General features: G+C 38.4%; 27 protein-coding genes. 11 read left to right on the top strand and 16 right to left on the bottom strand.

Annotated features, from left to right (window positions below; genetic code table 11):
* The first annotated feature begins 34 nt into the window (after positions 1-34).
* The 4 genes from CWD90_RS15740 to CWD90_RS15725 are packed head-to-tail and all read left to right on the top strand — an operon-like array spanning position 35 to position 3,650.
* Positions 35-1,402 (top strand): exonuclease domain-containing protein, encoded by a 1,368-nt coding sequence (locus CWD90_RS15740; protein WP_103477034.1) that lies wholly within the window; start codon positions 35-37, stop codon positions 1,400-1,402.
* 3 nt (positions 1,403-1,405) lie between these two features.
* Entirely contained in the window at positions 1,406-2,233 is an 828-nt protein-coding gene (locus CWD90_RS15735) for an ion transporter (RefSeq protein ID WP_103477033.1), read from the top strand.
* Positions 2,233-3,147, top strand: a complete 915-nt coding sequence (gene miaA, locus CWD90_RS15730) for a tRNA (adenosine(37)-N6)-dimethylallyltransferase MiaA (protein ID WP_103477032.1) — start codon at positions 2,233-2,235, stop codon at positions 3,145-3,147. The genes CWD90_RS15735 and miaA overlap by 1 nt, the downstream gene beginning before the upstream one ends.
* Entirely contained in the window at positions 3,144-3,650 is a 507-nt protein-coding gene (locus tag CWD90_RS15725) for a gluconokinase (protein WP_103477031.1), read from the top strand. The genes miaA and CWD90_RS15725 overlap by 4 nt, the downstream gene beginning before the upstream one ends.
* A gap of 205 nt (positions 3,651-3,855) precedes the next feature.
* Here CWD90_RS15725 and CWD90_RS15720 read toward each other — a convergent pair whose 3' ends face one another.
* The 13 genes from CWD90_RS15720 to CWD90_RS15660 all read right to left on the bottom strand — a co-directional run bounded on the left by CWD90_RS15720 (position 3,856) and on the right by CWD90_RS15660 (position 16,496).
* Entirely contained in the window at positions 3,856-4,563 is a 708-nt protein-coding gene (locus tag CWD90_RS15720; protein ID WP_103477030.1) for a response regulator transcription factor, read from the bottom strand.
* A 7-nt stretch (positions 4,564-4,570) separates the two neighbouring features.
* On the bottom strand, positions 4,571-6,145 hold the full coding sequence (locus CWD90_RS15715) for a sensor histidine kinase (RefSeq protein ID WP_103477029.1): 1,575 nt from the start codon (positions 6,143-6,145) through the stop codon (positions 4,571-4,573).
* A gap of 80 nt (positions 6,146-6,225) precedes the next feature.
* A complete protein-coding gene (gene coaE / locus CWD90_RS15710) occupies positions 6,226-6,813 on the bottom strand; it encodes a dephospho-CoA kinase (RefSeq protein ID WP_103477028.1) in 588 nt (195 codons plus the stop codon).
* Positions 6,810-7,769 (bottom strand): CdaR family protein, encoded by a 960-nt coding sequence (locus CWD90_RS15705; RefSeq protein WP_103477027.1) that lies wholly within the window; start codon positions 7,767-7,769, stop codon positions 6,810-6,812. Before CWD90_RS15705 ends, coaE begins: the two co-directional genes overlap by 4 nt.
* Positions 7,770-7,771: 2 nt before the next feature.
* On the bottom strand, positions 7,772-8,779 hold the full coding sequence (locus CWD90_RS15700) for a glycosyltransferase (protein ID WP_103477026.1): 1,008 nt from the start codon (positions 8,777-8,779) through the stop codon (positions 7,772-7,774).
* Between the two features lie 161 nt (positions 8,780-8,940).
* Complete coding sequence (locus CWD90_RS15695) at positions 8,941-9,753, bottom strand: enoyl-ACP reductase FabI (protein ID WP_103477025.1); 813 nt, start codon at positions 9,751-9,753, stop codon at positions 8,941-8,943.
* 131 nt (positions 9,754-9,884) lie between these two features.
* Positions 9,885-11,537, bottom strand: coding sequence for a DNA repair protein RecN (gene recN, locus CWD90_RS15690; protein ID WP_103477081.1), 1,653 nt, complete (start codon positions 11,535-11,537; stop codon positions 9,885-9,887).
* Positions 11,538-11,665: 128 nt separating this feature from the next.
* Positions 11,666-12,556: a type IX secretion system protein PorD gene (porD, locus tag CWD90_RS15685; RefSeq protein ID WP_103477024.1), complete on the bottom strand. Its 891-nt coding sequence runs from the start codon at positions 12,554-12,556 to the stop codon at positions 11,666-11,668.
* Positions 12,549-13,754, bottom strand: a complete 1,206-nt coding sequence (gene coaBC, locus CWD90_RS15680) for a bifunctional phosphopantothenoylcysteine decarboxylase/phosphopantothenate--cysteine ligase CoaBC (protein WP_103477023.1) — start codon at positions 13,752-13,754, stop codon at positions 12,549-12,551. Before coaBC ends, porD begins: the two co-directional genes overlap by 8 nt.
* A gap of 3 nt (positions 13,755-13,757) precedes the next feature.
* Positions 13,758-14,090, bottom strand: coding sequence for a DNA-directed RNA polymerase subunit omega (locus CWD90_RS15675; RefSeq protein ID WP_072864859.1), 333 nt, complete (start codon positions 14,088-14,090; stop codon positions 13,758-13,760).
* Between the two features lie 15 nt (positions 14,091-14,105).
* Positions 14,106-14,915, bottom strand: coding sequence for an outer membrane protein assembly factor BamD (locus tag CWD90_RS15670; RefSeq protein WP_239986539.1), 810 nt, complete (start codon positions 14,913-14,915; stop codon positions 14,106-14,108).
* Positions 14,916-15,069: 154 nt separating this feature from the next.
* Positions 15,070-15,960 carry a 4-hydroxy-tetrahydrodipicolinate synthase gene (gene dapA, locus CWD90_RS15665; RefSeq protein WP_103477021.1) on the bottom strand — a complete coding sequence of 297 codons (891 nt, stop codon included), beginning with the start codon at positions 15,958-15,960 and terminating at the stop codon, positions 15,070-15,072.
* Positions 15,960-16,496 carry a DUF6913 domain-containing protein gene (locus CWD90_RS15660; protein WP_103477020.1) on the bottom strand — a complete coding sequence of 179 codons (537 nt, stop codon included), beginning with the start codon at positions 16,494-16,496 and terminating at the stop codon, positions 15,960-15,962. Before CWD90_RS15660 ends, dapA begins: the two co-directional genes overlap by 1 nt.
* Positions 16,497-16,567: 71 nt before the next feature.
* On the opposite strand from CWD90_RS15660, the gene CWD90_RS15655 reads away from it, so the two are divergent.
* The 7 genes from CWD90_RS15655 (at position 16,568) to CWD90_RS15625 (ending at position 23,197) form a co-directional block, all read left to right on the top strand.
* Entirely contained in the window at positions 16,568-17,332 is a 765-nt protein-coding gene (locus tag CWD90_RS15655) for a 5'-nucleotidase C-terminal domain-containing protein (protein WP_103477019.1), read from the top strand.
* A 2-nt stretch (positions 17,333-17,334) separates the two neighbouring features.
* On the top strand, positions 17,335-18,246 hold the full coding sequence (locus tag CWD90_RS15650) for a bifunctional metallophosphatase/5'-nucleotidase (RefSeq protein ID WP_103477080.1): 912 nt from the start codon (positions 17,335-17,337) through the stop codon (positions 18,244-18,246).
* 10 nt (positions 18,247-18,256) lie between these two features.
* The gene (gene fdhD / locus CWD90_RS15645; RefSeq protein WP_103477079.1) at positions 18,257-19,090 is read left to right on the top strand and encodes a formate dehydrogenase accessory sulfurtransferase FdhD; all 834 of its coding nucleotides are present in this window, start codon (positions 18,257-18,259) and stop codon (positions 19,088-19,090) included.
* A 67-nt stretch (positions 19,091-19,157) separates the two neighbouring features.
* Positions 19,158-19,532 carry a DUF7009 family protein gene (locus CWD90_RS15640; protein ID WP_103477018.1) on the top strand — a complete coding sequence of 125 codons (375 nt, stop codon included), beginning with the start codon at positions 19,158-19,160 and terminating at the stop codon, positions 19,530-19,532.
* Positions 19,532-21,841, top strand: a complete 2,310-nt coding sequence (locus CWD90_RS15635; RefSeq protein ID WP_103477017.1) for an FdhF/YdeP family oxidoreductase — start codon at positions 19,532-19,534, stop codon at positions 21,839-21,841. The genes CWD90_RS15640 and CWD90_RS15635 overlap by 1 nt, the downstream gene beginning before the upstream one ends.
* A gap of 58 nt (positions 21,842-21,899) precedes the next feature.
* Positions 21,900-22,349, top strand: coding sequence for a GNAT family N-acetyltransferase (locus CWD90_RS15630; RefSeq protein ID WP_103477016.1), 450 nt, complete (start codon positions 21,900-21,902; stop codon positions 22,347-22,349).
* 71 nt (positions 22,350-22,420) lie between these two features.
* Complete coding sequence (locus CWD90_RS15625) at positions 22,421-23,197, top strand: NIPSNAP family protein (protein ID WP_103477078.1); 777 nt, start codon at positions 22,421-22,423, stop codon at positions 23,195-23,197.
* Between the two features lie 149 nt (positions 23,198-23,346).
* Here CWD90_RS15625 and CWD90_RS15620 read toward each other — a convergent pair whose 3' ends face one another.
* Genes CWD90_RS15620 through CWD90_RS15610 form a run of 3 tightly spaced genes read right to left on the bottom strand, consistent with a single transcriptional unit; the run spans position 23,347 to position 25,854 of the window.
* The gene (locus CWD90_RS15620) at positions 23,347-23,652 is read right to left on the bottom strand and encodes a hypothetical protein (RefSeq protein WP_103477015.1); all 306 of its coding nucleotides are present in this window, start codon (positions 23,650-23,652) and stop codon (positions 23,347-23,349) included.
* 23 nt (positions 23,653-23,675) lie between these two features.
* Entirely contained in the window at positions 23,676-24,509 is an 834-nt protein-coding gene (locus CWD90_RS15615; RefSeq protein WP_103477014.1) for a fumarylacetoacetate hydrolase family protein, read from the bottom strand.
* Between the two features lie 10 nt (positions 24,510-24,519).
* A complete protein-coding gene (locus CWD90_RS15610; protein ID WP_103477013.1) occupies positions 24,520-25,854 on the bottom strand; it encodes a GntP family permease in 1,335 nt (444 codons plus the stop codon).
* Between the last annotated feature and the right edge of the window lie 21 nt (positions 25,855-25,875).

The following is a 25,875-nucleotide window of genomic DNA, read 5'->3' as shown; positions in this document are numbered from 1 at the left end:
ATCTTTGTTTACCAATTCGAATTATAAATAATACATGTACGTCATTTTAGATATTGAAACCACGGGAGGAAAGTACAATGAAGAGGGGGTTACGGAAATTGCTATTCACAGATTTGACGGGCATAAAGTAGTGGATCAATTTATTAGCCTAGTAAACCCTGAAAAAGAAATCCAGCCATTTGTAGTCAATCTTACGGGCATTAACAACAATATGTTACGTACGGCCCCTAAATTCTATGAAGTAGCCAAGCGCATAGTCGAAATTACGGAAGACGCAGTAATAGTTGCGCACAATGCTCAGTTCGACTACCGTATAATGCGCACTGAATTTAGACGGTTAGGGTTTAATTTTGAACGTAAGACCCTATGTACCGTTGAACTTTCCAAACAATTACTGCCGGATGCGGAATCCTATAGTCTGGGTAAATTGGTTCGCTCGTTGGGAATACCAGTAAGTGACCGACATAGGGCGAATGGGGATGCACTCGCCACTTTACAACTATTTAAACTTTTACTTTCAAAAGATCTAGACAAAACGATAATTAAAAGTGTTTTAAGAAATGAAACCCAAGGTGAACTTTCACCTAGGCAGCTGGATATGGTAGACGAATTACCTTCCGAAACAGGGGTCTTCTATCTGCATAATAAGGATGGTGATATTATCTTATTGGGCAAAAGTAGCAACATAAAAAAAAGAGTAAATCAGCATTTTACGAACAATAGTCCAAAAGCCAGAAAAATTCAAAAAGAGACCAAAAGTGTTTCTTATGAAAAAACTGGCAACGAATTGGCCGCCTTGCTAAAAGAAAATGCAGAGCTATTACGAAACAAACCTAAATACAATTCCCTTTACAAAAAAAGGCTGTTTTCGCATGGCCTGTACCAATCCATAAACGAGAATGGTTATATAGCGCTGACCGTAGCAGCAATAGACTCTAAAAAAAGACCGGTGGCTACCTTTAACAGCTTCCAAGGTGCCGAGAATTTCCTTCATAAAATTAGAGAGGAATTTCAATTGTGCAATAAAATAAATGGACTGTCTCAGGCTAAAATGCACTGTTCCCATTATGAGGACCGCAGTTGCCTTGGCGGATGCATTAAACAAGAGCCAGCGGAAGCCTACAATGAAAGAGCAAGGCAGGCGATTGATAAATACAGTTTTTCAAAAAAGAGCATCTTGCTTATGGATAAGGGGCGGGAAATTGGCGAACGTTGTGGGATTGAAATCAAGGATGGTGTTTTTAAAGGCTTTGGCTATTTTAATTTAAACCATCAAATAAATAATATTCATATCTTGGAATCCATAATAACGCCTATGGAAGGAAATGAAAACACGACCCACATTATTTCATCCTACCTTAGAAAAAAAAAGGTCCTTAAAATTCTAGAACTTAAATACTAAACTTTGAAACTAAAAAGAAGTTGGAAACAGAAGATACACGAAGTAATCTACGGGACACATACTCCTGCCGGAAAACTCTTTGACATCCTTTTACTAGTTTTAATAGTTTATAGTGTTATCATCGTAATGCTGGAAAGCATCCCCACCTTTGACGAAAAGCATCATAGGTTTCTAAACTTTTCGGAATGGATTGTGACAATTCTTTTTTCCATTGAATACATATTACGAATTGTTTCTATCAACCGGCCCAAAAAATATATTTTTAGTTTTTTCGGTATTGTAGATTTGCTATCCACCATACCCAAATACCTTTCCCTTTTCCTAATCGGTTCCCAATACATTACCGCTTTTCGTATTTTAAGATTGTTAAGGGTTTTTAGAATATTAAAGTTGGTACGTTTTGTAGGAGAATCCAATAATCTAATAAGAGCACTACATGCCAGTAGAACCAAAATCTTTGTTTTTGTATTCTTTGTTATTGTAATATCCGTTTTATTGGGAACGGTGATGTACATCGTTGAAGGGCCTACCCATGGTTTCTCTAGTATCCCACACAGTGTGTATTGGACCATTGTTACCTTAACTACAGTTGGCTATGGAGATATTTCTCCAGAAACCCCCTTGGGGCAATTTATCGCCACCTTGATTATGATCATTGGTTATGGGGTAATTGCAGTACCTACAGGAATTGTATCTGCCGAATATACTTCTGCCGCAATCAATAAAAAAAATATTGACACTGGGAGAACCTGCCCGGATTGTGGCACAGAAATTATGCGTATAGATGCCCATTACTGTAGGCAATGTGGGCATAGATTAAGTGAAGATTAATGAAGGGAAAAAATCTTATTAGCGTTGTTGGACCAACTGCAATTGGAAAGACATCCTTGGCCATTGCCATAGCCAAACATTACGGTACCGAGATCATTTCAGCCGATTCCCGTCAGTTCTTTAAAGAAATGTCCATTGGGACCGCGGTACCATCAGTGGATGAATTAGCATCCGTTCCCCATCATTTTATTCAGCATAAAAGTATATTTGAAGAATACACCGTTGGGGACTTTGAAAGGGAGGTCCTAAAAAAGCTAGAAATACTCTTTGAACAACACGATATTGTTGTAATGGTCGGTGGCAGTGGATTATATGTTGATGCCATTAAAAACGGCCTGGATAATTTTCCCACAATAGACCCGGAAGTGCGCGAAACACTGAACAGTACCTTAAGAGACGAAGGAATTTTAAGCCTCCAGGCGAAGCTTAAATCTTTAGATGTCGAATATTACAACAAAGTAGATTTAAACAACCCACATAGGCTTATTAGAGCTCTAGAGATCTGTATTGGCTCTGGCCTCCCATACAGCTCCTTCCTTAACCAAGAAAAAGTTTCTAGAAATTTTAATTCAATTACCCTAGGCATAACCGCGGAGAGGAAGACTATTTACGATCGAATAAACCAAAGAGTAGCTATAATGTTGGAACAAGGCCTGTTGGAAGAAGTGCAATCCTTAAAAAAACAACAGCACCTAAATGCACTGCAAACCGTAGGCTATAGAGAGCTATTTAGTTATTTTAATGGAGAATATGATTTGGATACCGCTATTGCAGAAATAAAGAAGAATACCCGGAGGTTTGCAAAACGGCAATTAACATGGCTGAGGAAAAAAGAAGATATCCTTTGGGTAGATTACGAATATGACCTAGAGGAACTTCTACAAAAAGTAGCACAAGAAACAGATAGAAAATGACAGACGGCAAAAAAGATATTCTTTTTGTAATTGGTGTTTCCGGTACCGGTAAGTCTACCGTTGGTAAGTTGTTGGCTGAAAAATTGAACCTAGCTTTTTTTGATGGCGACGACTTCCACTCAGAATCCAATGTACAAAAAATGGCCAATAAAAATCCTTTGACCGACGAGGATAGATATGACTGGCTTCTAACTTTAAATAAACTGGCCGTAAACAATAAAGAAACCGGTGCCGTAATAGTATGTTCCGCCTTAAAGGAATCCTATAGAAAATTACTCGAAAGCAAAATTGAAGACAAGGTGATATGGATCTCCCTAGAAGGTTCTTTTGAATTGTTGTTGGACCGTTTACAAAAGCGGAAGGGCCATTTTATGCCAGCAGATTTACTGCGATCTCAACTAGACACTTTTGAAGCTCCTACCAGGGCTATAAAAATTACCATTGAGCCGAGTCCCCAAGAAATTGTCGATACAATATTAAAGGAATATTCCAGAACTCAATAATATTAAACGCTAGAGAATTCCTTAGCGCCCTTAAAGATATGGCCCTAAGGGTATGGGTATATAACCAGAAACCCCACCAAAAAAGGCGGGGTTCGTTCGACTGTTGTAATTCCATGAGCCTGCAGCTTTTGAAATGCGGGTCTCACGAATAAAAAAACACCAAAGTCTCCCCTGGTGTTTTTTCAAATATCTAGATACAAAGGACTTACTCGGTTTTAATAACCAATCTAAACCCTTCACCGTGGATATTTAAAATCTCCACATTTTCATCTTTTTTAAGGTATTTACGCAATTTCGCAATGTATACGTCCATACTTCGAGAAGTAAAATAATTATCGTCCCTCCAGATTTTGGTCAAGGCCAATTCTCTTGGCATTAAGTCGTTCTCGTGCAAAGCCAACAATCTAAGCAGTTCATTTTCCTTAGGTGACAATTTAGAAGCCTCTTCCTCCTTATATTTTAAGAACCGGAGCTTGGAATTCAGTTGAAAACCACCAATGGTAAATTCAAATTGCTTACTATCCGATAAAGAACTCGAAGACTTTCTTTGAATTATAGCTTTAAGTTTCATCAGTAGGACTTCTGAATCAAAAGGCTTGTTCAAATAATCGTCGGCACCTGCCTTATATCCTTTCAGGACATCTTCTTTCATAGTCTTAGCGGTGAGAAAAACAATAGGTACGTTTTCGTTCTTTTCACGAATTTCCTTGGCAAGGGTAAATCCATCTTTGTAAGGCATCATAACATCCAAGATACAGACGTCAAAATTGTCTTTCTTAAACTTTTCAAAACCTTCCATTCCGTTTTTTGCCAACGTAACGTCAAAATCGTTCATTGCCAAATAATCTTTAAGTACAATCCCAAAATTAGGATCATCCTCTACGAGTAATATTTTCTTATCTGCTGTTTCCATTATTGTTTTAAATTAAAGGCAGTTTTATATAGAAAGTGCTTCCTTTACCTTTTTCACTTTCTGCATAAACCTCACCTTGGTGATCATCAACTATTTTTTTTACGTAAGAAAGCCCTAAACCATGCCCCTTTACATTGTGTATATCTCCTGTATGTTCCCTATAGAACTTTTCAAAAACCTTCTTTAGCACTGCCTTGCTCATTCCCGCACCTTGATCCTGTATTTTCACAATGATAGAATTACCGACCACTTCAGTAAAAACATCAATCTTTGGTACTTCTGGCGAATATTTAACCGCATTATCCAATATATTCACAATTACATTGGTAAAATGCATCTCATTGGCCAATACCTCAGTGCGTTCCGCCTTCAAATGGGGCTTAATATATCCTCCCCTATCCGCAACAATAAGCTCAACATGGGTAATAGCATCTTCAATTATGTCGTGCACATCTGCCCTATCCTTACTAATATCCAACTGATTTTTTTCCAACTTGGATATCCGCAGCACATTTTCCACCTGCGCATGCATTCTTTTGTTTTCATCCCGGATCATTTGTAAATAGCGCAACACCTTCTCCTTATCATCTATTATCTTTGGATTTTTTATAGCTTCAACAGCTAAATTTATTGTTGCTATTGGCGTTTTAAACTCATGCGTCATATTATTGATAAAGTCTGATTTTATCTCTGAAATCTGCTTTTGTTTTATCAACTGATAGATAGCACTGGAATACGCCACTACAATAACCAAGGTAAATGCTAAGGACAATATTGCCATTCCGAGAATGGACTGAATTAGGAACCTTTTCTTTTTGGGAAAGGTGAGCAAGAGGGAAAAATTGGTATTCCCTTCACTATCCTTAAATAATGGTGCCTTGTAAAGTGTTGTTTGTGTAAACTTAAATTTTTTAGATTTCACTTTTGTTGGCAGTCCTTTGCTATAAACTCCGTATTCGTAGTCTATATCTATTCCCCTATTCTCAAGTTCCCTACTAAGGAACAATTCTATCTCCTGTTTGGATACTCGTTTGTGAATAGACCTAGATTTCGCTTGTTCCCTAAATACATCATCCAATGCAGCTTTATCAATAGATGAAAGCCCACCGATTTTCTCGAGCTTTTGGACCGGTGTCAAGGAATATTGCCTACCATCCAGACCAAAATCTTCTTTGTAAATTTCGGTTTTTCTAGTACTCGTAATATTTCTAAAGGTTGTTGTGTCCAAGCCTATATCAAAGAACGTAGATGCCATATTGTAATCCTCCTCCAAAATACCATGGGTATAAAACCGTATTTCATTGGAATTGATATCGCGATCAAAAAAAAAGAAATTCTTAAGATGGGTTGCCTTTGGCTTTCCTATACTATCCTTTAACTTGTAAAATTCGTTAAGGTAATCTTGCACTTCCCGTTTTTCAATATTCTCGACAACCCTACTTAAAATTTGGTTGACGCTATTTGAAAATTGTTCCTCCTTATCCTCTACTGACTTATTTATCCAATAGCTCTGAACAAAGATGATTCCAATTAGGGAAAGGCTCATTAAGACTACCAAAAGACCAAATAACCTCTTATTCATTTATTAACAAAATTATAAATTTAACATTTAGCGGATTGTACGTTTAACCTAACCTTAACAAAAATGTTAAAATTATGCTCTTAAGCACTTATTTTAAGTAGTTTATAGTGAATCTGGGAAACTTTTTCTTCCGTATTTTCAAGATTGATGTTTTCAATTATGAAATCTGCAAGCTTTTCCTTTTTACTATCTGGCCATTGATTACTTATGCGTTCCTTCACCTTCGCAGGGGCAATCCCATCCCTATCAACAACCCTTTGTATTCTAATTTCGGACGGGGTGGTGACCAAAACAATCTTATCATAAAATTCGTTGTTTCCATTTTCAAAGATGATGGCTGCTTCCTGTATTACATAAGGTGCTTTCTGTTGTTTGGACCAACTAACAAAATGACGTCTTACAGCGGGATGCACAATGCCGTTCAAGGCCTGTAATAAATGGTTATCCTTGAACACTGATTTCGCTATATATTCCCTGTTCAGCTCCCCTTCCAAATAACTCTGCTTTCCCAACAAGGCTTCAATGTCTTTTTTTATCTTTTTTGAACGGGACATTAATTTTTTTGCCTCAACATCGGAATTATATACTGGTACGCCCAATTTTCGGAACATTGCCCCGACCGTAGATTTTCCACTACCTATACCCCCGGTCAACCCTACGATCATCATTGCTGCCTCTTTAGTATAAATTCTACCTTATCCTCCTTTAATTGAACCAGATTGGGTGTGTTCGGCTTTTTTACCAATTTCAACTCCAAAATATTTTCACTTTTATCCCTTAGACTCAAGTAATCGGCTGCCACTACAAAATCCGAAACTGTCAATTCCTTTATTACATTCAATCCACCCCTACACAGTACAGAAGCCATTTCTGGAAATGTTCTTATCTCGACACCCTCAGGTACATTGACCACCTCAACGGGAACCTTGAAAATCTTTTCGGAAAATCTAAATATTTTGGCCGATAAGGTAACGCTCCTATTGGAGTATTTGGTGTTCTTTAGGTTAGAGGGAAGGCTTAATTTTAATTCCTTGGACACATCACTTGCCGTATGTGACAGAATCATGGCCTGGGTAGATATCCCCTTTAAAGTATCTATTTCCTTTTTAGGTCCTATTACCGTAATGGAGTCGGGCATTAAGATATAACCTTTGTCCATTAAATAATTTTGTTCCAAATCAATAGTAACATTAGCTATCACGGGAACCTTCTTTTTATAAAGTCTTTGAAAATCAAAAAACAAGGTATCCCTATCCATGTCCAACACGGTGATAAATTTAGAAAGTTGATTTTCTATTTGACTTCTATAGGCTATTGGGGAAACAAAAAACTTAGACCCTCTGTTTTCCAGTTCTGACAAGTCTACAGCCACTGATTTGTTTTTAAAACCGAACATTAAGAATTGAAAGCCACTTGCCCTAAGCCTTACCTTAATGTTCCTTTTTGAGACACTGTTGAGCAATAAGCTATCAGGAGTGCTGCCATAATAAATATCAAAGGTGCCATTATTGGTATATTGCTCTCCCAAATTACTTATAAACCAAGCGAGGCTTGAACATAAAAGTAAGACTAGAAACAGCTTAACCTTTCTTTTATTGAGTCCGTTTTTTATTTTTTCTATCAATTCTACATCGTTTTAAAGAAAAGCTTTGGAAATAACTCCTCTGCCGTCTTATTACTTAGGGCCAATAGCGTTGAATTTTTCAAAAATCCAAAGCCATATCCCACAAATTGGATTACCACCGCAACTAAGGACAGTAAAGCGACCTTAAAATTTTTGTTGACCATTAAAGAATGTACAAAAAGTAAAACAAAATAAAGAATATAAACAGTTATCGGCCAAAAAACCCCTAGTGCCAACAAAACAATGGCCACAATAAATCCCAGGCAGAATAAAGTGGGAAACCAATAAGTGATTTTTGATTGGCCAGGATGCCATTGATTTAAAATAGGCCGTACCATTCCAAATTTATTGACCTGTATATAAAATTTATTCCAATCTATCCTTCTTTTATGGTAAACATAGGCATCTTCAATTAATTTTGTTACAAATCCGGCCTCCCATATCCTAAAAGTAAGGTCCGGGTCTTCTCCGGGATGAATATTCCCATACCCCTGAGTTTTCCCAAAAGCAAGCTTTGAAATACCCATATTAAAACTCCTTGGTTGAAATTTACCTACAGCCGCCTTATTTCCTCTTATTCCACCGGTAGTAAGTACGGAGGTCATGGCATAGTTAATAGCCTTTTGTACATTGGTGAATGTATGATGTGCTGCATCAGGTCCACCATAACAATCCACATAATTATTGGTCAGAGATTCTTCCACTACGGATAAATACTGCGATGGAATTATACAATCGGAATCCAACACTATAAAATAATTGCCCTTTGCTCGGTTCATTCCATAATTACGGGAATCCCCTGGACCAGAATTGTGTTTCTTTAAATAAGTTATAGCTAGTTTGTCTTTATACTTTTCCACAATACCCTCAGAACTTTCCGTAGAGCCATCTTCCACAATAACTACCTCAAAAGCTTTGTCGTAGTCCAGTAAGGAAAGGCTTTCCAGTAATTCATTTATCTCATTGGGTCTGTTATAAACAGGTACTATAAAAGAAAAGAATAAATTCATTATCGTTACTTATAAAATAAGGAGGTAGAACAATCGTATAGGTTGGTGTATTACGTTGCAGCAATTACCTCATTTAAATTTTAATTGTGCAGACCCAAGACGTCCACCTTTTTTTAATAGCGTATTATCCGTTTTAAAGGATTCCTTTCAGCGCTAAAGTATTATTCCGAAAACCTATCTATTACCTCCTGACTAACTCCTGTATTGGAAAAACCACCATCATGAAATAAATTTTGCATTGTAACCTTTTTGGTCAGATCCGAAAACAGGGTAACGGTATAATCTGCACAATCTTGTGCAGTTGCATTTCCTAAAGGCGACATCTTATCCGCATAAGAAATAAAGTTATTAAAACCTTTAACTCCTTGTCCCGCCGTAGTAGGTGTTGGGGATTGGGAAATAGTGTTTACCCTTACCTTCTTCTCTTTACCAAAAAAGTATCCAAAACTACGGGCCACCGATTCCAAATAGGCCTTATTGTCCGCCATATCATTATAATCAGGAAAGGTACGTTGGGCCGCCATATAGGTCAAAGCTACAATACTTCCCCATTCCTTCATAGCGTCCGCCTTGTAAAGGCTCTGCATTACTTTGTGAAAGGAAAGGGCAGAAACATCCCAACCTTTTGTAGTAAATTCGTATTTCTCATCCACATACGCCCTGCCTTTACGCACGTTGACAGACATTCCTATGGCATGAAGTACAAAATCTATTTTGCCTCCCAAAATCTCCATGGATTTTGTTACTAGATTATCCAGATCTTCTTCGCTAGTGGCATCGGCAGGGACAATTTCCGAACCTGTTTTTTTGGCAAGCTCATCTATTTGTCCCATGCGCATGGCTATAGGTGCATTGGTAAGCACGAAGGTGCCCCCTTCGGCATGTATAGTTTCAGCAGTTTTCCAAGCAATTGAATTAGCATCCAATGCCCCAAAAATAATTCCCTTCTTTCCTTTTAATAAATTAAACGACATAGTCTATTTTCTTAGTGAATTTTAGATCGTCAAAGATATTAAAAATTAACGGGCAGATAGCATTACCCCATATGCAGAAAATGTTAGCTATATAAAGGCTGGTAGATCAGCATATATCGTACAGAACCATTTTAATCCAACAACTGCCTAGCATGGGCCAAAGCTGAATCTGACAAGGTTTTGCCCCCCAACATTTCGGCCAGCTCTACAATTCGCTCTTCCGCAGAAAGTTTTTTCATTTTAGTGTTGGTCCCCATCAATTCCTCCTCTTTATAAACTTTAAAATGATGCACTCCTTTGGCCGCCACTTGTGGTAGATGGGTAATCGAAAATATTTGCATCGTATTACTCATAGCCTGCATAATGTCTCCCATCTTATTAGAGATTTCCCCAGAAACTCCGGTATCTATTTCATCGAACATCATGGTTGGCAGTTGTTCATATTTTGCCAAAATAGCCTTAATGGTCAACATAATCCTAGACAGCTCGCCTCCCGAGGCGACTTTTTTAAGATCACCGTAAGCAGATCCCTTATTTGCAGAAAATAGAAAGGTTAGATCATCCTTACCAGTTGGCTTGAATTCTTTTGAAGGGTCGATTTCTATTTTAAAAGTAGCACTCGCCATGCCCAAGTCGATCAAGGTATCTTCCAATTGTTTTTTCAAATTTGGAATAACCGCCTTTCTTTTCTTACTTATATTGGAAGCTTCAGTATTTAAAGTAACCTCCAAAAGCTGTAGCTCTTTCTTTTTACGGTCTATATCCACGGCCACATTCTCTGTAGCACTTACCTTTTCGTCCAGCTTATTCCTAATCTCCAACAACTCGGTTATGCTCTGTGCCTTATGTTTCTTTTGAAGGTCATATAGCAATTTCAATTTTGTATTTACCTCCTCCAACATTTGCGGATCGGCCTCAACATTTTCAGCCAGCAAGTTAAGTTCATTGGAGACATCATCCAACTCAATAAAAACCGATTTTATACGCTCATTTATACCAGAATATTGCTGGCCAAAACTTGCTAATTTACTGGATACCTGTTTCAATTCAGTAAGAAGGTTCACCACCCCGATCTGCTCGTCATTTAGCAATTGTTGACCATGGGACAATTGCTCCAAGATAATTTCCACGTTGTTGAGCTGTTCGTATTGCTCCTCCAACTCTTCCAATATTCCCTCTTTCAAGGGGGCCGAATTTAATTCCTGTAACAAAAAACTATTATACTCTTGCTCCTTGGTGGCACTATTCTGAAACTCTTGCAGAATTTGCAAATCCTTTAATGTAGACTGATACTTCAACAACTTGGATAGGTACTCTTTAATCCCTTTTCCATTGTCTGCCAAAGCATCTATCACTTTTAGCTGAAAATCATTATCGGCAAGGCGTAAAGTTTGATGCTGTGAGTGCACGTCTATCAATTGATCCCCCAATTTGGAAAGGATGTCCAAGGTTACAGGAGAATCATTGATAAAGGCCCTAGATTTACCGCTTGGTAAAATCTCCCTTCTAATTATGGTCCTATTCTCGTAATCCAGATCGTTGTCATCAAAAAAGGCTTCCAAACCATATTTGGAAATTTCGAATTCTGCCTCCACTATACATTTATCATCCTTTTCTCTTAGTGAGGAGAGATCTGCCCTTTTCCCCAGTACCAAGGATAATCCACCCAATAAAATGGATTTACCGGCACCGGTTTCACCGGTTATTACTGTAAAACCATTGGTAAACTTAACGTTTAAATGGTCTATTAATGCGTAATTTTTAATGGAGAGATTTGTCAGCAATGTATATGTTCTAATATTACCGTAAAGATAATTTATATTGCTTTGGAAAAAAATGTAGGATAAAAAATTTCCTAACACCAATTTCTAATAACTTATGATGCAATAAAAAAAATATTTGAGATACCTGCCTAGAATTTTATTTCATTCCAAGTGGAAGAATAGAGAGGTGCAATTTTATTCAATGTCTGCTTTAGCTGCACAATATCCACTTTAGGACCATCGGAAAATACATTTTGGATCTCCTCCGCCTTGGCATCAAAAAAAGTTTGAATCAAAAAAGCATTGGGATGTCTACCTATCATAGTTTCGAACAGGCGCATGGTGCCAGCTACCACTTGTTTTCCCGTACTATTATTATCTGCCAATACATCCAATCCTTTTCTATGGTAATTGTACATGGCTATTCTATATTCCCTATAAGAGTTGGACATAAGATTGTCCACCAACTCGAACCTACTTCTGTCGCCTGATGTCTGTGCCCATCCAGAAAACCCGGCACTTTGGGACAAAGTAACAATCTGCTGCGCTTTTTTATAAAAGTCACTTCCACCTTCTAAAGAAAAGGTATCGGCATCCAAGCCTAAAATAAGATAAGTATAAAAGGATACTACTCCTACCAAATTGGATTCTATGTTGTTTTCATTGAAAACCAAAGGTTGAAACTCAATGTAGTTAAAGCTCAATTGATTGTCCTTATAATTAAAAATTGGACTTGTATAGGAAGTATTAAAAACCGGTCTTGAAGATTGGATCTGAATATTCCCCTTAAACCTATTGGATTCATACTCGGTAATAGTAATAAACATTTGGGCATTCACGCGTTCATTTTCCTTGTAAACCCTATTGGACCATCTATTTTTATTGACAAAATCGTTCAAGGAACGCTCCAATGTCTTAAATATTTGCTGATTGGTCTGCCCAACCTGATCCGAATTTATGGTAACAACACAATTTAATTCCTGGGCCCCTACCGAGAAGGAAGCTATAAAACAAATTATGACAAAAAGTAGATTACGCATGGATCCTATTGGTGATTTCATTTAAAATATCCGAGGCTACCTCTGCCTTGGTTTTTAACTCAAACGTTTTAATATCCAAATTCTTATCTATAAACGATACTTTATTGGTGAGCTTGCCAAAACCAGCCCCTTTATCGTTCAGGGAATTTAACACAATGGCGTCCAAATTTTTCCTTTTTAATTTTCCAATGGCATTTTCAACTTCATTTTCCGTTTCCAGGGCAAATCCCACCAAAAACTGCTCCTTCTTCATTTCCCCCAAGGAATATAGGATATCCTTGTTTTTCACCAAGGTAATACTAAACTCTTCAGAAGATTTCTTTATTTTCTGTTCAGCCACAGTTTTTGGTTTGTAATCCGCTACTGCTGCAGCACAAATAACCACGTCCATGTCCTTGTACAGGGCAATGGTTTCTGTATACATTTCATCCGCTGAAGTTACTTTAATAAGGTGAATATTCGAATGCTGAACCGTTAGATGCGAAGGCCCTGAAACCAAATATACCATAGCCCCAAGTTTAGCCGCATTTCTTGCCAATTCGTACCCCATTAATCCTGTAGAGTGATTCCCTATAAACCTTACCGGGTCAATGGCCTCATAGGTGGGCCCGGCCGTAATCAATATTTTTTTACCGCTCAACGGCAGTCCCTTCCTAAGGTGATCATTCAAAAAATCGACAATATCCTCAGGTTCGGCCATACGGCCCTCTCCTATCAATCCACTGGCCAACTCGCCCGAAGTAGCCGGAATCATTGTATTCCCAAAGGATAAGAGCTTTTTAAAAGTTGCTTTAGTAGAAGGATGTCCAAACATATCCAGATCCATTGCAGGAGCAAAATAAACTGGACATTTAGCAGATAGGTAGGCTGCCATCAATAAATTATCGCAAGTCCCATTCGCCATTTTCGACAGGGTATTGGCCGTGGCGGGCGCAATTAGAACAATGTCCGCCCAAAGTCCCAATTTTACATGGTTGTTCCATGAAACGCTTCCGTTTTCCTCATCTATAAATGAAGAAAGCACCGCATTCTTAGAAAGGGTAGCTAAGGTTAAGGGGGTAACAAAAGAGCTAGCGCTATCCGTTAAAATAACTTTAACGTTAGCGCCAGCTTTTATAAGTAAACGAACCAAAAAGGTAGTTTTATAAGCAGCTATACCCCCAGAAATGCCTAAAAGTATATTCTTACCGCTCAACATCCTTTAAGCGTCTTTCTCTGTATTCCTGTGATAAATTTTATCATCTAACCATTCCTTTACCGCCAATGCGTGAGGTTTAGGCAATTTTTCGTAGAATTTAGAAACCTCGATCTGTTCTTTGTTTTCAAAAACCTCCTCCAAACTATCACTATAGGTTGCAAACTCCTCTAACTTCTCCAAAAGCTCTTTTTTAATTTCAGAATTTATCTGAACAGCTCTTTTGGCAGTTATAGAAATAGCCTCGTAGATATTCCCAGTCTTGGCATCAAAATCATTTTTATTGATAGTTACCGTGGAAACAGGAGCTTTCGAATTTTTTAAATCGTTCATATTCATATCAAAAAGGTATTTTTATTTGGAATAAACTTCTAATTCTTTTTCAACTTTTTCCAAAGTCTTGTTGGCATCCTTAAGATACTTGGACTCAGGAAAATATTTCGTAAAAGCCAAATATGCGGCTTTAGCATCGTTCAAACGTTCTTTTTTAAGAAAATCGTAACTATTCAGCGCCAAATGCGTAGTCGCATCAAACTTATAATAAAGGGCATCTTCTCTATAAACAGAGCCAGGATTATCAGACACAAAGTTATCAAAAGCGGTAACTGCTGGAGTTAAAAAAGTGTAATCAAATTCTCCGATGGTATTGAATTGCTTTGCAATCTCATAAGATTTACGTTCCTTCTTTGTCGTCAATTCCTTTGCCATAATATTGGCCTCTACCAAATATTCCGACTCTGGGTATGCATTAATGAAGTTTTGCAATTTTATTAAGGCCTTGTCCGTATCTGTTTGATCCAAAGAATATTTAGGCGATAGCTTATAGTAACTTTTTGCACCGTAAAATCCTGCTTCAGCAGCCTTATCACTTTTAGCGTACGACTTTAGAAACCTTTCAAATTGATAACCCGCCATGTTATAGTCCTTGGTCTGATAATAAGAATCAGCAAGAAAGAACATAACACGCTCACCTTGTGGCTTACCTATATACTTGGGCGCAATCTGCTCCAATAAACGGTTTGCCCTTTTAAAATCACCGGCATCATAAAATTTTTCGGCCAAATCATACTTGGCCTTAACATCTTCATTTTTAAGCACCTTTTGGTACTCGCTACAAGAGCTAAGAATGGTAACCAATAATAAAAAGGAAAATATACGCTTCATTTTTAAAAACATTTTGCAAAATTAAGGATTCTAAACGGATATAAAAAACATTTTTCACTTGCTAAAATAGCCTGCCTATTTACCAACGGCAACATTTTTATGCAAGTTTTAACTTTGTGGGCAAAGAATCTTAAAGTAAGTCGGCCGAATATTGCTATGCAACCGTCTTAAGCAAGGTGTTTAAAAAAATTTTAATGGTCTTTTTTAGAGTTGTGGTAGCCTCAACCAACGGCAACCTGACTACAGCAGTACACAAACCAACAGTTTCCATAAGTGCTTTTATGCCTGCAGGATTTCCTTCTTTGAAAATTAAATCCATACCATCCTGTAGAGCATAATGTAAGGTAAAGGCTTCCTTGACCTTCCCTGCCAGTCCAAGGCGTATCATTTGGGAGAATTCTGTTGGCACACCTTGTCCAATCACGGATATAACTCCGGAACCACCGGCCAACACTGTGGACAGAGCCGTAAAATCATCTCCAGAAATCACCATAAAATCAGCAGGTTTGTCCTTTATGGTACGCATTATTTGCACCATATCACCACAAGCCTCTTTTATCCCAATAATATTATTGAAATCATTGGCCAATCTCAAAACCGTTTCAGGCAACATATTACTCCCTGTCCTTCCGGGCACATTGTACAATATTATTGGCTTGGGCGATACCAAGGAAATAGCTTTAAAATGTTGATAAATACCCTCTTGGGTTGGTCTATTATAATAAGGCGAGACCGATAAAATTGCCACAAAATCGCTTAGATCGGTTTCCTGAACCTCTTCCACCACGGCGGCAGTATTATTACCTCCAACACCTAAAACCAACGGAAGCCTTCCTGCGTTGGCCATAACAATGGTTTGTATAACCTGTTGTTTTTCTTTTTTCGATAATACAACAGATTCACCAGTAGTCCCTAGAACAACTAAGTAATCTATTCCACCATCCACGCAATAGTTTACGATTTCCGTCAATGCCATCGTATCTATAGAAAAATCTTCCTTAAAAGGAGTGACCAAGGCAACACCTGTACCAACTAACTGTTCCATTATTTAATCTCATTTAAAACCCTTAAGTATTTCCGTAACTCCTTTTTGAATGTTTGGAAATCCTTAATGGGGGTATTCAATATCAAATCATTTAAATTTTTATCTACATTACCAAAGCCTACCTTTAACCTTGCTTTGGTCTTTAACGTCATTAATTGTAATAATAATTTTTCATCTGTATAATAATTTACCAATAAATCATATTCCCTGTTTAAAAATTCCAAGGCATAGCTGTTTTCAATATTTGCTTTCCATCCCAAATCCTTATCGGAAAAAACCGGTGTGGAATATGGAGAGTTTTTATCGTAAAATTTCTTGTAACCAATTATTTTTACCGAATTGGGCCTTAAAGAAAATTCATCCACGAACTCATAAAAGGCATTCGTATTTTCAAATGCGTCCAAATCCACAATACAACCTACAGAACTTATACCTTTTTCCCGATTTACCAGCTGTGATGGCGCATTCAATCCCCGCTGTAAAAACCTATTACCGACCCTAAATTTAATTTTTTCCTTAAGCGCTTTTAAAAACATGTATTTTTACATTATCAAGAATGTAAATGTAAATATTATCAACGCAATATTTACACGAAGGTAAGAAGTATATGGATTTAAAAAACAAACATTTTGTTATAATTGTAACATGTGTGATCTTCCTGGCCTGTAATGATACGGTTCCCAAACTAAGAAACATAGAAGGACAAAGGATTCAGGTCAATTACGCCGCTACTCCAAAAGATTCTATTGAAAACATTATTTCCCCCTATCATAACAGGATCAACCAGGTATTGGATAGCATCCTAGCCTTTGCCCCAAGGGCCATATCCAAAACGGACGGCACACTGAATACTCCGGCGGGCAATTTAATGGCAGATATAGTTATGCATGAAGTAGACCCTGTTTTTACCACAAGGACTGGTAATAAAATAGATCTTGTACTGCTTAATTTTGGAAGTATACGATCTGTAATTTCAGCAGGTAACATTACAGAACGTACTGCTTATGAAGTAATGCCATTTGAAAATTCGGTGGTTATAGCCGAATTGGATGGCAAAGCAATTAGGGCTATGGTATCGTTCCTTATAAAGTCTACCGTTGCCCACCCTATTGCAGGGATTCAAATAATCACTGATAAAAATAAAAGTTTACAAGCGGTTAACATTCAAGGCGAACCTTTTGACGAGAATAGGACCTATTTTGTTGCTACATCGGATTATTTGGTAACAGGTGGCGATAGTATGGATTTTCTAAAAGATTATATCTCCTTGACCGATTCGGATTACTTGATTAGAAACACCATGATCGATTATTTTAAGAAAATGGACACTATTAACGCGTATGAAGATAACCGATTTATAAAAATTGATTAATGATGGATCGTAGAAAATTTATATCACAAACAACTGCCTCCTCTACATTTATTGGCTTAGGCGGCCTAAGTCTGAATTCTTGCCATAATTCTTCCAGCAAACATATTACCATCTTACACACGAACGATGTCCATAGCCACATAGACCCTTTTCCAAAAACCCATTCAACCTATCCCAACTTGGGCGGCCTGGCAAGAAGGGCTACTTTGGTCGACGAAATAAGAAAGGAAAATCCAAATACACTTTTGTTCGATGCCGGCGATATTTTTCAGGGTACACCCTACTTCAATTTTTATGGGGGCGAATTAGAATTTAAACTAATGAGCCTTTTAAAATATGACGCCGCTACCATTGGTAATCACGATTTTGACAATGGCATCCAAGGACTTTATTCACAACTTCCCCACGCTAGTTTCGATTTTCTATCCGCCAATTATGATTTTACCAATACCCTAATGGAAGGGCATGTAAAGCCCTATAAGACTTATCTTGTAGATGGTGTGAAAATTGGAGTTTTTGGATTGGGAATAGAACTTGTCGGTTTAGTGACTAAAAAGTTATATCAAGAAACCGTATACCTAGACCCTATAGAAATAGCCCAAGAAATAAGCCTTACATTAAAGGAAGAAGAGCAGTGTGATTTAATTATTTGCCTTTCCCATTTAGGATATCAATATCAAAATCCACAAAAACCGGACGACCTAAAATTGGCGGCCAGCACAGAGAATATTGATCTAATTATTGGCGGCCATACGCATACATTTTTAGATCGGCCAACAATAACAAACAATAGAAAGGACCAACAAATGTTGGTTAACCAAGTAGGTTGCTTTGGTGTTAATTTAGGCCGTATCGACTTTTATTTTGACGACGGAAAGCAAAATGTTTCCGAAGGAGTTTCTATCAAGGTATAAACACATATTTATGATTCAGGAAAAAAGCAGATCTATAGTCTCTAAAAAAATCATTAAAATACAGGGAGACGACTTTGAGGAATATACAGATGCCATTGCAGTTGAAGAACCCTTGGAAATTAGTATCAGTGTTTTAATTAAGGTTTCACCTATTACCAATAAAAATATTTCCATCACGATGAGGACCCCCGGCCATGATCGAGATCTTGCCTTAGGATTTCTTTTTACTGAGGGAATTATTAAAGCGCCCCATCAAATTACAGAGGTTATTATTAATCAAAATAGTGTTAATGTCCAACTAAATAATTCGGAAGAAGTAGATCTCAGCAAACTAGAAAGACATTTTTACACCAGCAGTAGCTGTGGTGTTTGCGGCAAAACCAGTATTGATGCTATAAAAACAGTATGTCGCCTCCCCCCTTCCCCATCGGATTTTAGAATTGAAAAAAATCTCATCAAAACCTTTCCCGGGATACTACAGCAGCAACAGAATATTTTTAATTACACCGGAGGAATACATGCAGCTGCCCTATTCAATACTCAAGGCCAACTAATTAATGTACGGGAAGACGTAGGTAGACATAATGCCTTGGATAAACTCATTGGACATAGTCTTCAACAAGGACAATTACCCTTAAACCAGTATTTATTATTTCTAAGCGGTCGTGCCAGCTTCGAGTTGATTCAAAAGGCGGCCATGGCCGGAATTCACTTTATTATGGCGGTAGGAGCGCCATCTAGCTTGGCTATAGAAATGGCAGTGGAACACGATATTACCTTAATAGGCTTTTTAAATAAAACCCGTTACAATATCTACACTGGAGCAAATCGAATTAAAATATAGAAACTAAACTTTGAGGCTGATCGTGTAATCCATAACTTTATATACTCAGATATAAAATTTGGTTTGAATGAAGATAAGGATACAAGGTAATTCTATTCGCTACAGGCTCACCCGTTCCGAAGTTAGCGTGCTACAGGAAAAAGGCTTCTTTGAGGAGCACACAAGATTTAACGGATTAAACTTTGGTTATTGTGTAATGGCCAAGGAGGGTATCACCGGCCTGCAAGCGGAATTCCAAAAAAACACTATAACCCTATTTCTACCCAAAGTTGAAAGTAAGAAATGGGCAGATAGCAATCTTGTAGGATATGCGAATGATATGATCATGGACAATGGACATACATTACACCTACTTTTGGAAAAAGATTTTGTTTGTTTGGATGAACGCATTGAAGACCAAACGGACAATTACCCTAACCCCGCGGCAACAAGCAAAAAATAATGGCGAAAAACCCTGAAAAATTAGGCCCAAGCCCAACGTCCCCAGCCAAATTAACCGGTCTAAAAACCACAGAACCTAAAAAAGTGGCTGCAGGGATTCCTGCAGTTATTTCTTCAGCCAAACATATTTTTGGCGAAATGGGACTGGGAAGGGGATTAAAAGCGCTTGCCAACCTCAACCAAAAAGGTGGAATCGACTGTCCTGGCTGCGCTTGGCCAGACCCAGATGATGAGCGAAGCACTATAGCGGAATATTGTGAAAATGGTGCCAAGGCCATTGCCGAGGAAGCCACCACCAAAAAATTGGATGCCAATTTTTTTAAAAAAAATAGTGTCTCACAATTATCTATGCTTTCCGACTACGAAATAGGCAAAAAAGGGAGGCTCGCACAACCTATGTACCTACCTAAAGGATCCGACTTTTATCAAGAAATAACATGGGAAGGCGCTTTTCATAAAATAGCAGAGCATCTCAATGCTTTAAATAACCCTGATGAGGCTATATTTTACACCTCGGGCAGAACCAGTAACGAGGCCGCCTTTCTTTATCAACTTTTTGTAAGGGAGTATGGCACCAATAATATGCCGGATTGCAGTAATATGTGTCATGAGAGCAGTGGTGTGGCTCTAACAGATACCCTTGGAATAGGCAAAGGGTCTGTAAAACTAGAAGATTTCTACAATACGGAGGTCATCCTGATATTGGGCCAGAATCCTGGCACCAATCATCCAAGAATGCTAAGTGCCCTAAAAAAGGCCAAAGATAATGGTGCCACAATTATTTCAATAAACCCCATTATTGAGACAGGCCTTTTAAATTTCAGCAACCCGCAAGAATTGAAGGGGGCCTTGGGGATAAAGTCCAAAATAACCGATCTATATCTGCAAGTAAAGATAAATGGGGATATGGCACTCCTTCAAGCCATGGTAAAACTTATGTTGGCAAATGAAGATCAGCTTCCATGTAGTGTTTTTGATCTTTCCTTTATAGAAGAAAAAACACTAGGATTTAAAGATTACCTAGCCCATATAAGAACACTAGATTTAAATGTGCTTGTAGCCGAATGTGGAATACCACTCGAAAAGATACAAACTGTTGCCAACATCTTGGGCAGAAAAAATAAAATTATTGCTTGCTGGGCCATGGGACTTACCCAGCACAAGAATTCCGTAAATACTATAAAAGAAATTGTCAATCTTTTACTTTTAAAGGGAAGCATCGGAAAACCCGGTGCCGGCACCTGCCCTGTTCGTGGCCACAGCAATGTACAGGGAGACCGAACCATGGGGATCTACGAACAGCCTCCAAAATCATTATTGGACAACTTGGAAAAAGTATTTGGATTCAATCCACCTCGCAAACATGGGTTTGATACTGTAGATAGTATTAAAGCCATGCATTCGGGAAAAGCAAGGGTCTTTTTTGCCATGGGAGGTAATTTTCTATCGGCCACCCCGGATACGTCATATACGGCAAAAGCGCTTCAAAAATGTGATCTTACCGTTCAGGTATCCACCAAACTCAACCGTAGCCACCTTATCCATGGCAAGGAAGCGATCATCCTGCCCTGTTTGGGAAGGACCGACAAAGATCTTATTAAGGGGGAATTACAATTTGTAAGTGTTGAAAATTCCATGGGAGTTGTTCATAGCTCTAAAGGAAGCCTTAAGCCCATATCCTCCCAATTGCTGAGCGAGCCTTCCATTGTTTGTGATTTGGCCATGGCCACCCTGGAAAATTCAAAAGTGGATTGGGAAAAATACCTGCAGCATTATGACCACATCAGGGACAGTATTGAAGCTTGTATTCCAGGATTTAACAACTATAACCAAAGAGTAAGACAGCCTTCAGGCTTTTATTTACCGAATGGGCCACGTGACAATTCCTATAATACCTCAACGGGGAAGGCCAATTTCAGTATTTCCAATAGCGATGCCGTTATTTTACAAGCAGATGAACTTTTAATGATGACCATACGAAGCCATGATCAGTTTAACACCACTATCTACGGACTAAATGATCGCTATAGAGGCATTTTTAATGAAAGAAGGATTATACTAATGAATACCAAGGATATAGCAGCACAACAACTTAAAGAAAGGGATTTGGTAGACCTTTTTAATTATCACGACAATACGGAAAGGGTCGCGCAAAAATTTATTGTTCTACCATACGATATCCCTCAACAATGCTGTGCAACCTACTTTCCAGAGGCCAATGTTCTGGTTCCTTTAAATAGTACTGCCGACCAAAGCAATACCCCCACTTCCAAATCGGTGGTTATTAAAGTTAAAATTCATATTCCTTAAACTTTTTATTTATGAAGCCTGGCCTTATCGTAACATGCTTTAAGAAAATGGAATTATTATGGTGACGATAAAAAGAAGCAATTCCAAAGATTTGGATTTTATAGCGCTGGTTCAACTACTCGATGCCGATCTAAAACAAAGGGATGGGGATGAACATGACTTCTATGCACAATTCAATGGCATAGAAAACCTCCCATTTGTGGTTTTGGCCTATCGGAATAACAAGCCAGTAGGTTGTCGTGCTATAAAGGAATACAATGCCGACATCATGGAAATAAAAAGAATGTATGTTGCACCAAGCGAACGGGGAAAGGGAATCGCGTCAATGATTTTAAAAGAGTTGGAGAAATGGGCAGCGGAGAAGAATTGCCATTCCTGTATATTGGAAACAGGACTTAGACAGCCAGAGGCCATTTCCCTCTATAAAAAAAATGGTTATCTCTCTATTCCCAATTACGGCCAATACAAGAATATGGACAACAGTGTCTGTTTTATTAAAGAACTATGACATTATTTAGAAAAACACTACCTTACCAATCGTCAAAAAAAAAATCAATTATTTATCCTAATTCAGACATAATGTACAAAGCCTTATACCTGCCTATTCTTTTTCTATTATTCACTTTAAGCACATGGGGCCAAGCCCACCAACGGGAATATTACCAACTTAAAACCTATCTTTTGGACACCGAGGAACAGGAAAAAAGTACGGACAAATATCTAAGTGAATCCTTATTACCTGCACTTAAAAAACTGAATATAAAGCACGTAGGTGTTTTAAAACCAAGAACCATAGACTCCTTAAATCCAAGAAGTATTAAGGTCTTGATCCCTATGAAAGGCATTGCCGATTTGGAAACATTGGATGCAAAACTGCAAAAGGACAAAGTTTATATGACATCTGCCAAGGATTTCTTGGATGCACCCTATAAGAATCCTCCCTTTAGTAGGGTTGAATCAGTCCTTTTAAAGGCTTTTGTTGATATGCCTAGAATGAAGCCTTCACCTCTTACTGGACCTCGTAAAGACCGTGTATACGAATTAAGAAGCTATGAGTCTGCCACTCCGGCGAAATACATTAACAAGGTAGACATGTTCAACAAAGGCGGGGAAGTATCGCTATTTGATGCATTAGGCTTTAATGCCGTTTTCTACGGAGAAGTATTGTCAGGTGCTACTATGCCCAACCTCATGTATATGACCACATTTGAAAATCAGGCCAGTAGGGATGCCCATTGGAAATCATTTTCCGATTCCCCAGTATGGAATAAAATAAAAACAGAACCCAATTATCAAAATAATGTTTCCAAAAACGTTACCCGTTTCTTTTACCCTACGGAATATTCCGATTATTAAGCATAACCCCACTGTGTTTCCAATTACCCTAAATGTAAGACCATGTTAGGGATAATAAATTTATAAGGCAAAATAGGCCGTGAAACTAATTCACGGCCTATTTTGTTTTATATAACGTCTAAGCCTTTCTACCAAAACTGCTATTACAATTATTTTTGGGCTAAAAAATATTCCACCAATTCTCGTTGCTCCTCCTCCAAGTTTTTGTTAGGAAATGTTTTCCCTGCCATTCTATACCAATAACCCGCATTAAATTTATCTCCTTCTTTCCTGTGCAAATAAGCATGGATCCAGCTTCCATTGTTATCATGCATGTCCTGGGCAATATTATGGGATGCCTCCCAATCCCCCTTAACATCGAACCACATGGCACTCAAAGCCTCGGACCAGGATGCTGATGGCGACTGTTGGATCAGGGTTTCTTCAAATTCCTTATAACTTTTCGGAGTGGACATTATTCTTATTTTAATTTTACAAACTAGGCTACCGTATTGGATAGGGTCCCAATTGAATCAACAGTAATATCAATAACGTCTCCATGATCAAGTGTAAAGGAATCCGGTGGCACCACCCCGGTCCCCGTCATTAATAGACTACCATAAGGAAAAGACATTTCACGGTACAGGTAGCTAACTAGATCGGTAAGTTTTCTTTTCATTTGGCCCACCTCTGTCTCACCCTCGAAAACAGTATTGCCTTTACGAACAATTTGAATTTTAATCTTGGTATCCATAGCGATGGGTTCCTTGGTAAGCCAAATACAAGGTCCTACAGCCGCTGCTCCATCATAACTTTTGGCTTGCGGGAGGTATAAGGGATTCTCCCCCTCAATATCCCTAGAACTCATATCATTACCAATGGTATACCCTATTATTTTTGCATTAGGCGTTATTACCAATGTCAATTCCGGCTCAGGGACATTCCATTTAGAATCCTTTCTGATCCTAACATCCTGTTTATGCCCCACAGCTCGGCTAGCAGTACTTTTAAAAAACAATTCCGGCCTTTCTGCACTATACACCCGGTCATAAAAATCGCCTCCACCCGCATCTTTGGATTCTTCAATACGTGCCTCCCTACTGCTGTAATAAGTTACCCCAGAGGCCCAAATTTCTTGGCGCCCTACAGGAGGCAATATACTTCCATTCAACAAAGAAGCGCTGTTTCCTATAGGATCTAGTTTTGAAATTATGTCCAGGGTACTGGCGTAAATGTCATCATCCGTAATAAACGAATCCCAGTCCGTCTCCATTAGATAAAATTTACTGTCTTTTTCAATTAAAATACCCTGGTTGGTCTTAAAAACTTTCATTCTTTTTAAATTATATTAATAAACTGATAATGGTTAAAACTATCATTGCTGAAAAGCCCAAAATGGCAGATCCCAAACTATGTGTCCTATAACCCTGATTTACCTTCATATCACTTAATTGGGTTACTACCCAAAAAAAGCTATCGTTGGCATGGGACACCACGGATGCACCTGCACCGATGGCTATTACCGCCAAAGCCTTTGAAACCTCGGTATCAAAACCCATTGCAGGCATTAAAGGGGCAATAATAGACGCAGTCGTAATAATGGCCACGGTAGAGGAGCCTTGGGCTGTCTTAATGCCCGCGGCAATAAGGAATGGAAGCCATATCCCTAAATTTCCATTCGTGACATTGGATTCCAACAAGGAACTTATGTCCGAAGTCTGCAATACTTTCCCAAAGGCGCCACCAGCACCGGTGATTAAAATAATTATAGCCGCCGAAGTCAGCGCTTCCCCAATCCAACCCGTAGTACCCAACATTTCCTTATCCAATTTTTTGGGTAATGTGAAGGATAAAACCATACCTATCAATAAAGCCACCACAGGATTACCGACAAAACCAATAGCCAATTTAAAAGTCCCCTCTCCAAAAGGCAGGGTCGGGTATTCAGCAAAGGACCTCAACACAATTAGTAATATTGGGATTACAATAGGAATAAAGGATTTAAAGACAGATGGAGCATTTTCTAGTTGGGTATTGATCTGTTCCTCGGTTATCTTGGGAGCGGGATCAATAAATATCTTGGAACCTATTTTTTTCGCAAATAATATACAAACTAACAATGCCGGTATGCTGGTCATTAACCCAAAAAGGATCACCTGCCCCAAATCGGCACCTATAATTCCTGCCGCCGCAATGGGCCCGGGAGTTGGCGGCACCATTGTGTGCGATGCCAATAGTCCCAAGGACAAAGCCACTGTAGTTCCTGCCAAGGATAATTTCGCTTTTTTGGTCAACGCTCTATTTAACGGGGAAACAATAATAAATCCGCTATCTGCAAAGACGGGAATGGATACAAAATAACCTATAAAGCCCATGGCCATATGTACGCGCTTGGGACCTATAATGCGTAAAACAAGGTTGGCCAAAGCATAGGCCCCGCCCGACTTTTCCAGAAAAGTGCCTATGATCAGTCCGGCGATAATTATGATGCCAATCCCACCTATGGTAGCACCAAATCCATCGTTAATGGTTTTAATGAGTTGATCCAAGGGCAGTCCGGAAAAAATTCCAAATATCAAACTAGCGGCCAATAATGCCAAAAATGGATGCAGCTTAAAACGGGTGGAAGCCACAATAATGAAAACAATACAGATTAGCAGTAAAAGGATGGTATACATAATTATTATTTAGTGTAGTAC

This window comes from Arenibacter catalasegens, from assembly GCF_002909235.1.
GTDB lineage: Bacteria > Bacteroidota > Bacteroidia > Flavobacteriales > Flavobacteriaceae > Arenibacter > Arenibacter catalasegens.
The sequence above is the reverse complement of the archived record's forward strand: the minus strand, read 5'-3'. Positions and strand labels throughout refer to the sequence as shown.

Excerpts from the sequence above, each read along its gene's own strand:
- CWD90_RS15740 (WP_103477034.1), top strand. The coding sequence starts at position 35 with ATGTACGTCATTTTAGATATTGAAACCACGGGAGGAAAGTACAATGAA.
- miaA (WP_103477032.1), top strand. The coding sequence starts at position 2,233 with ATGAAGGGAAAAAATCTTATTAGCGTTGTTGGACCAACTGCAATTGGA.
- CWD90_RS15725 (WP_103477031.1), top strand. The coding sequence starts at position 3,144 with ATGACAGACGGCAAAAAAGATATTCTTTTTGTAATTGGTGTTTCCGGT.
- CWD90_RS15720 (WP_103477030.1), bottom strand. The coding sequence starts at position 4,563 with ATGGAAACAGCAGATAAGAAAATATTACTCGTAGAGGATGATCCTAAT.
- CWD90_RS15715 (WP_103477029.1), bottom strand. The coding sequence starts at position 6,145 with ATGAATAAGAGGTTATTTGGTCTTTTGGTAGTCTTAATGAGCCTTTCC.
- coaE (WP_103477028.1), bottom strand. The coding sequence starts at position 6,813 with ATGATGATCGTAGGGTTGACCGGGGGTATAGGTAGTGGAAAATCTACG.
- CWD90_RS15700 (WP_103477026.1), bottom strand. The coding sequence starts at position 8,779 with ATGAATTTATTCTTTTCTTTTATAGTACCTGTTTATAACAGACCCAAT.
- CWD90_RS15695 (WP_103477025.1), bottom strand. The coding sequence starts at position 9,753 with ATGTCGTTTAATTTATTAAAAGGAAAGAAGGGAATTATTTTTGGGGCA.
- porD (WP_103477024.1), bottom strand. The coding sequence starts at position 12,556 with ATGCGTAATCTACTTTTTGTCATAATTTGTTTTATAGCTTCCTTCTCG.
- coaBC (WP_103477023.1), bottom strand. The coding sequence starts at position 13,754 with ATGTTGAGCGGTAAGAATATACTTTTAGGCATTTCTGGGGGTATAGCT.
- CWD90_RS15675 (WP_072864859.1), bottom strand. The coding sequence starts at position 14,090 with ATGAATATGAACGATTTAAAAAATTCGAAAGCTCCTGTTTCCACGGTA.
- CWD90_RS15670 (WP_239986539.1), bottom strand. The coding sequence starts at position 14,915 with ATGAAGCGTATATTTTCCTTTTTATTATTGGTTACCATTCTTAGCTCT.
- dapA (WP_103477021.1), bottom strand. The coding sequence starts at position 15,960 with ATGGAACAGTTAGTTGGTACAGGTGTTGCCTTGGTCACTCCTTTTAAG.
- CWD90_RS15660 (WP_103477020.1), bottom strand. The coding sequence starts at position 16,496 with ATGTTTTTAAAAGCGCTTAAGGAAAAAATTAAATTTAGGGTCGGTAAT.
- CWD90_RS15655 (WP_103477019.1), top strand. The coding sequence starts at position 16,568 with ATGGATTTAAAAAACAAACATTTTGTTATAATTGTAACATGTGTGATC.
- CWD90_RS15650 (WP_103477080.1), top strand. The coding sequence starts at position 17,335 with ATGGATCGTAGAAAATTTATATCACAAACAACTGCCTCCTCTACATTT.
- fdhD (WP_103477079.1), top strand. The coding sequence starts at position 18,257 with ATGATTCAGGAAAAAAGCAGATCTATAGTCTCTAAAAAAATCATTAAA.
- CWD90_RS15640 (WP_103477018.1), top strand. The coding sequence starts at position 19,158 with ATGAAGATAAGGATACAAGGTAATTCTATTCGCTACAGGCTCACCCGT.
- CWD90_RS15635 (WP_103477017.1), top strand. The coding sequence starts at position 19,532 with ATGGCGAAAAACCCTGAAAAATTAGGCCCAAGCCCAACGTCCCCAGCC.
- CWD90_RS15630 (WP_103477016.1), top strand. The coding sequence starts at position 21,900 with ATGGTGACGATAAAAAGAAGCAATTCCAAAGATTTGGATTTTATAGCG.
- CWD90_RS15625 (WP_103477078.1), top strand. The coding sequence starts at position 22,421 with ATGTACAAAGCCTTATACCTGCCTATTCTTTTTCTATTATTCACTTTA.
- CWD90_RS15620 (WP_103477015.1), bottom strand. The coding sequence starts at position 23,652 with ATGTCCACTCCGAAAAGTTATAAGGAATTTGAAGAAACCCTGATCCAA.
- CWD90_RS15615 (WP_103477014.1), bottom strand. The coding sequence starts at position 24,509 with ATGAAAGTTTTTAAGACCAACCAGGGTATTTTAATTGAAAAAGACAGT.
- CWD90_RS15610 (WP_103477013.1), bottom strand. The coding sequence starts at position 25,854 with ATGTATACCATCCTTTTACTGCTAATCTGTATTGTTTTCATTATTGTG.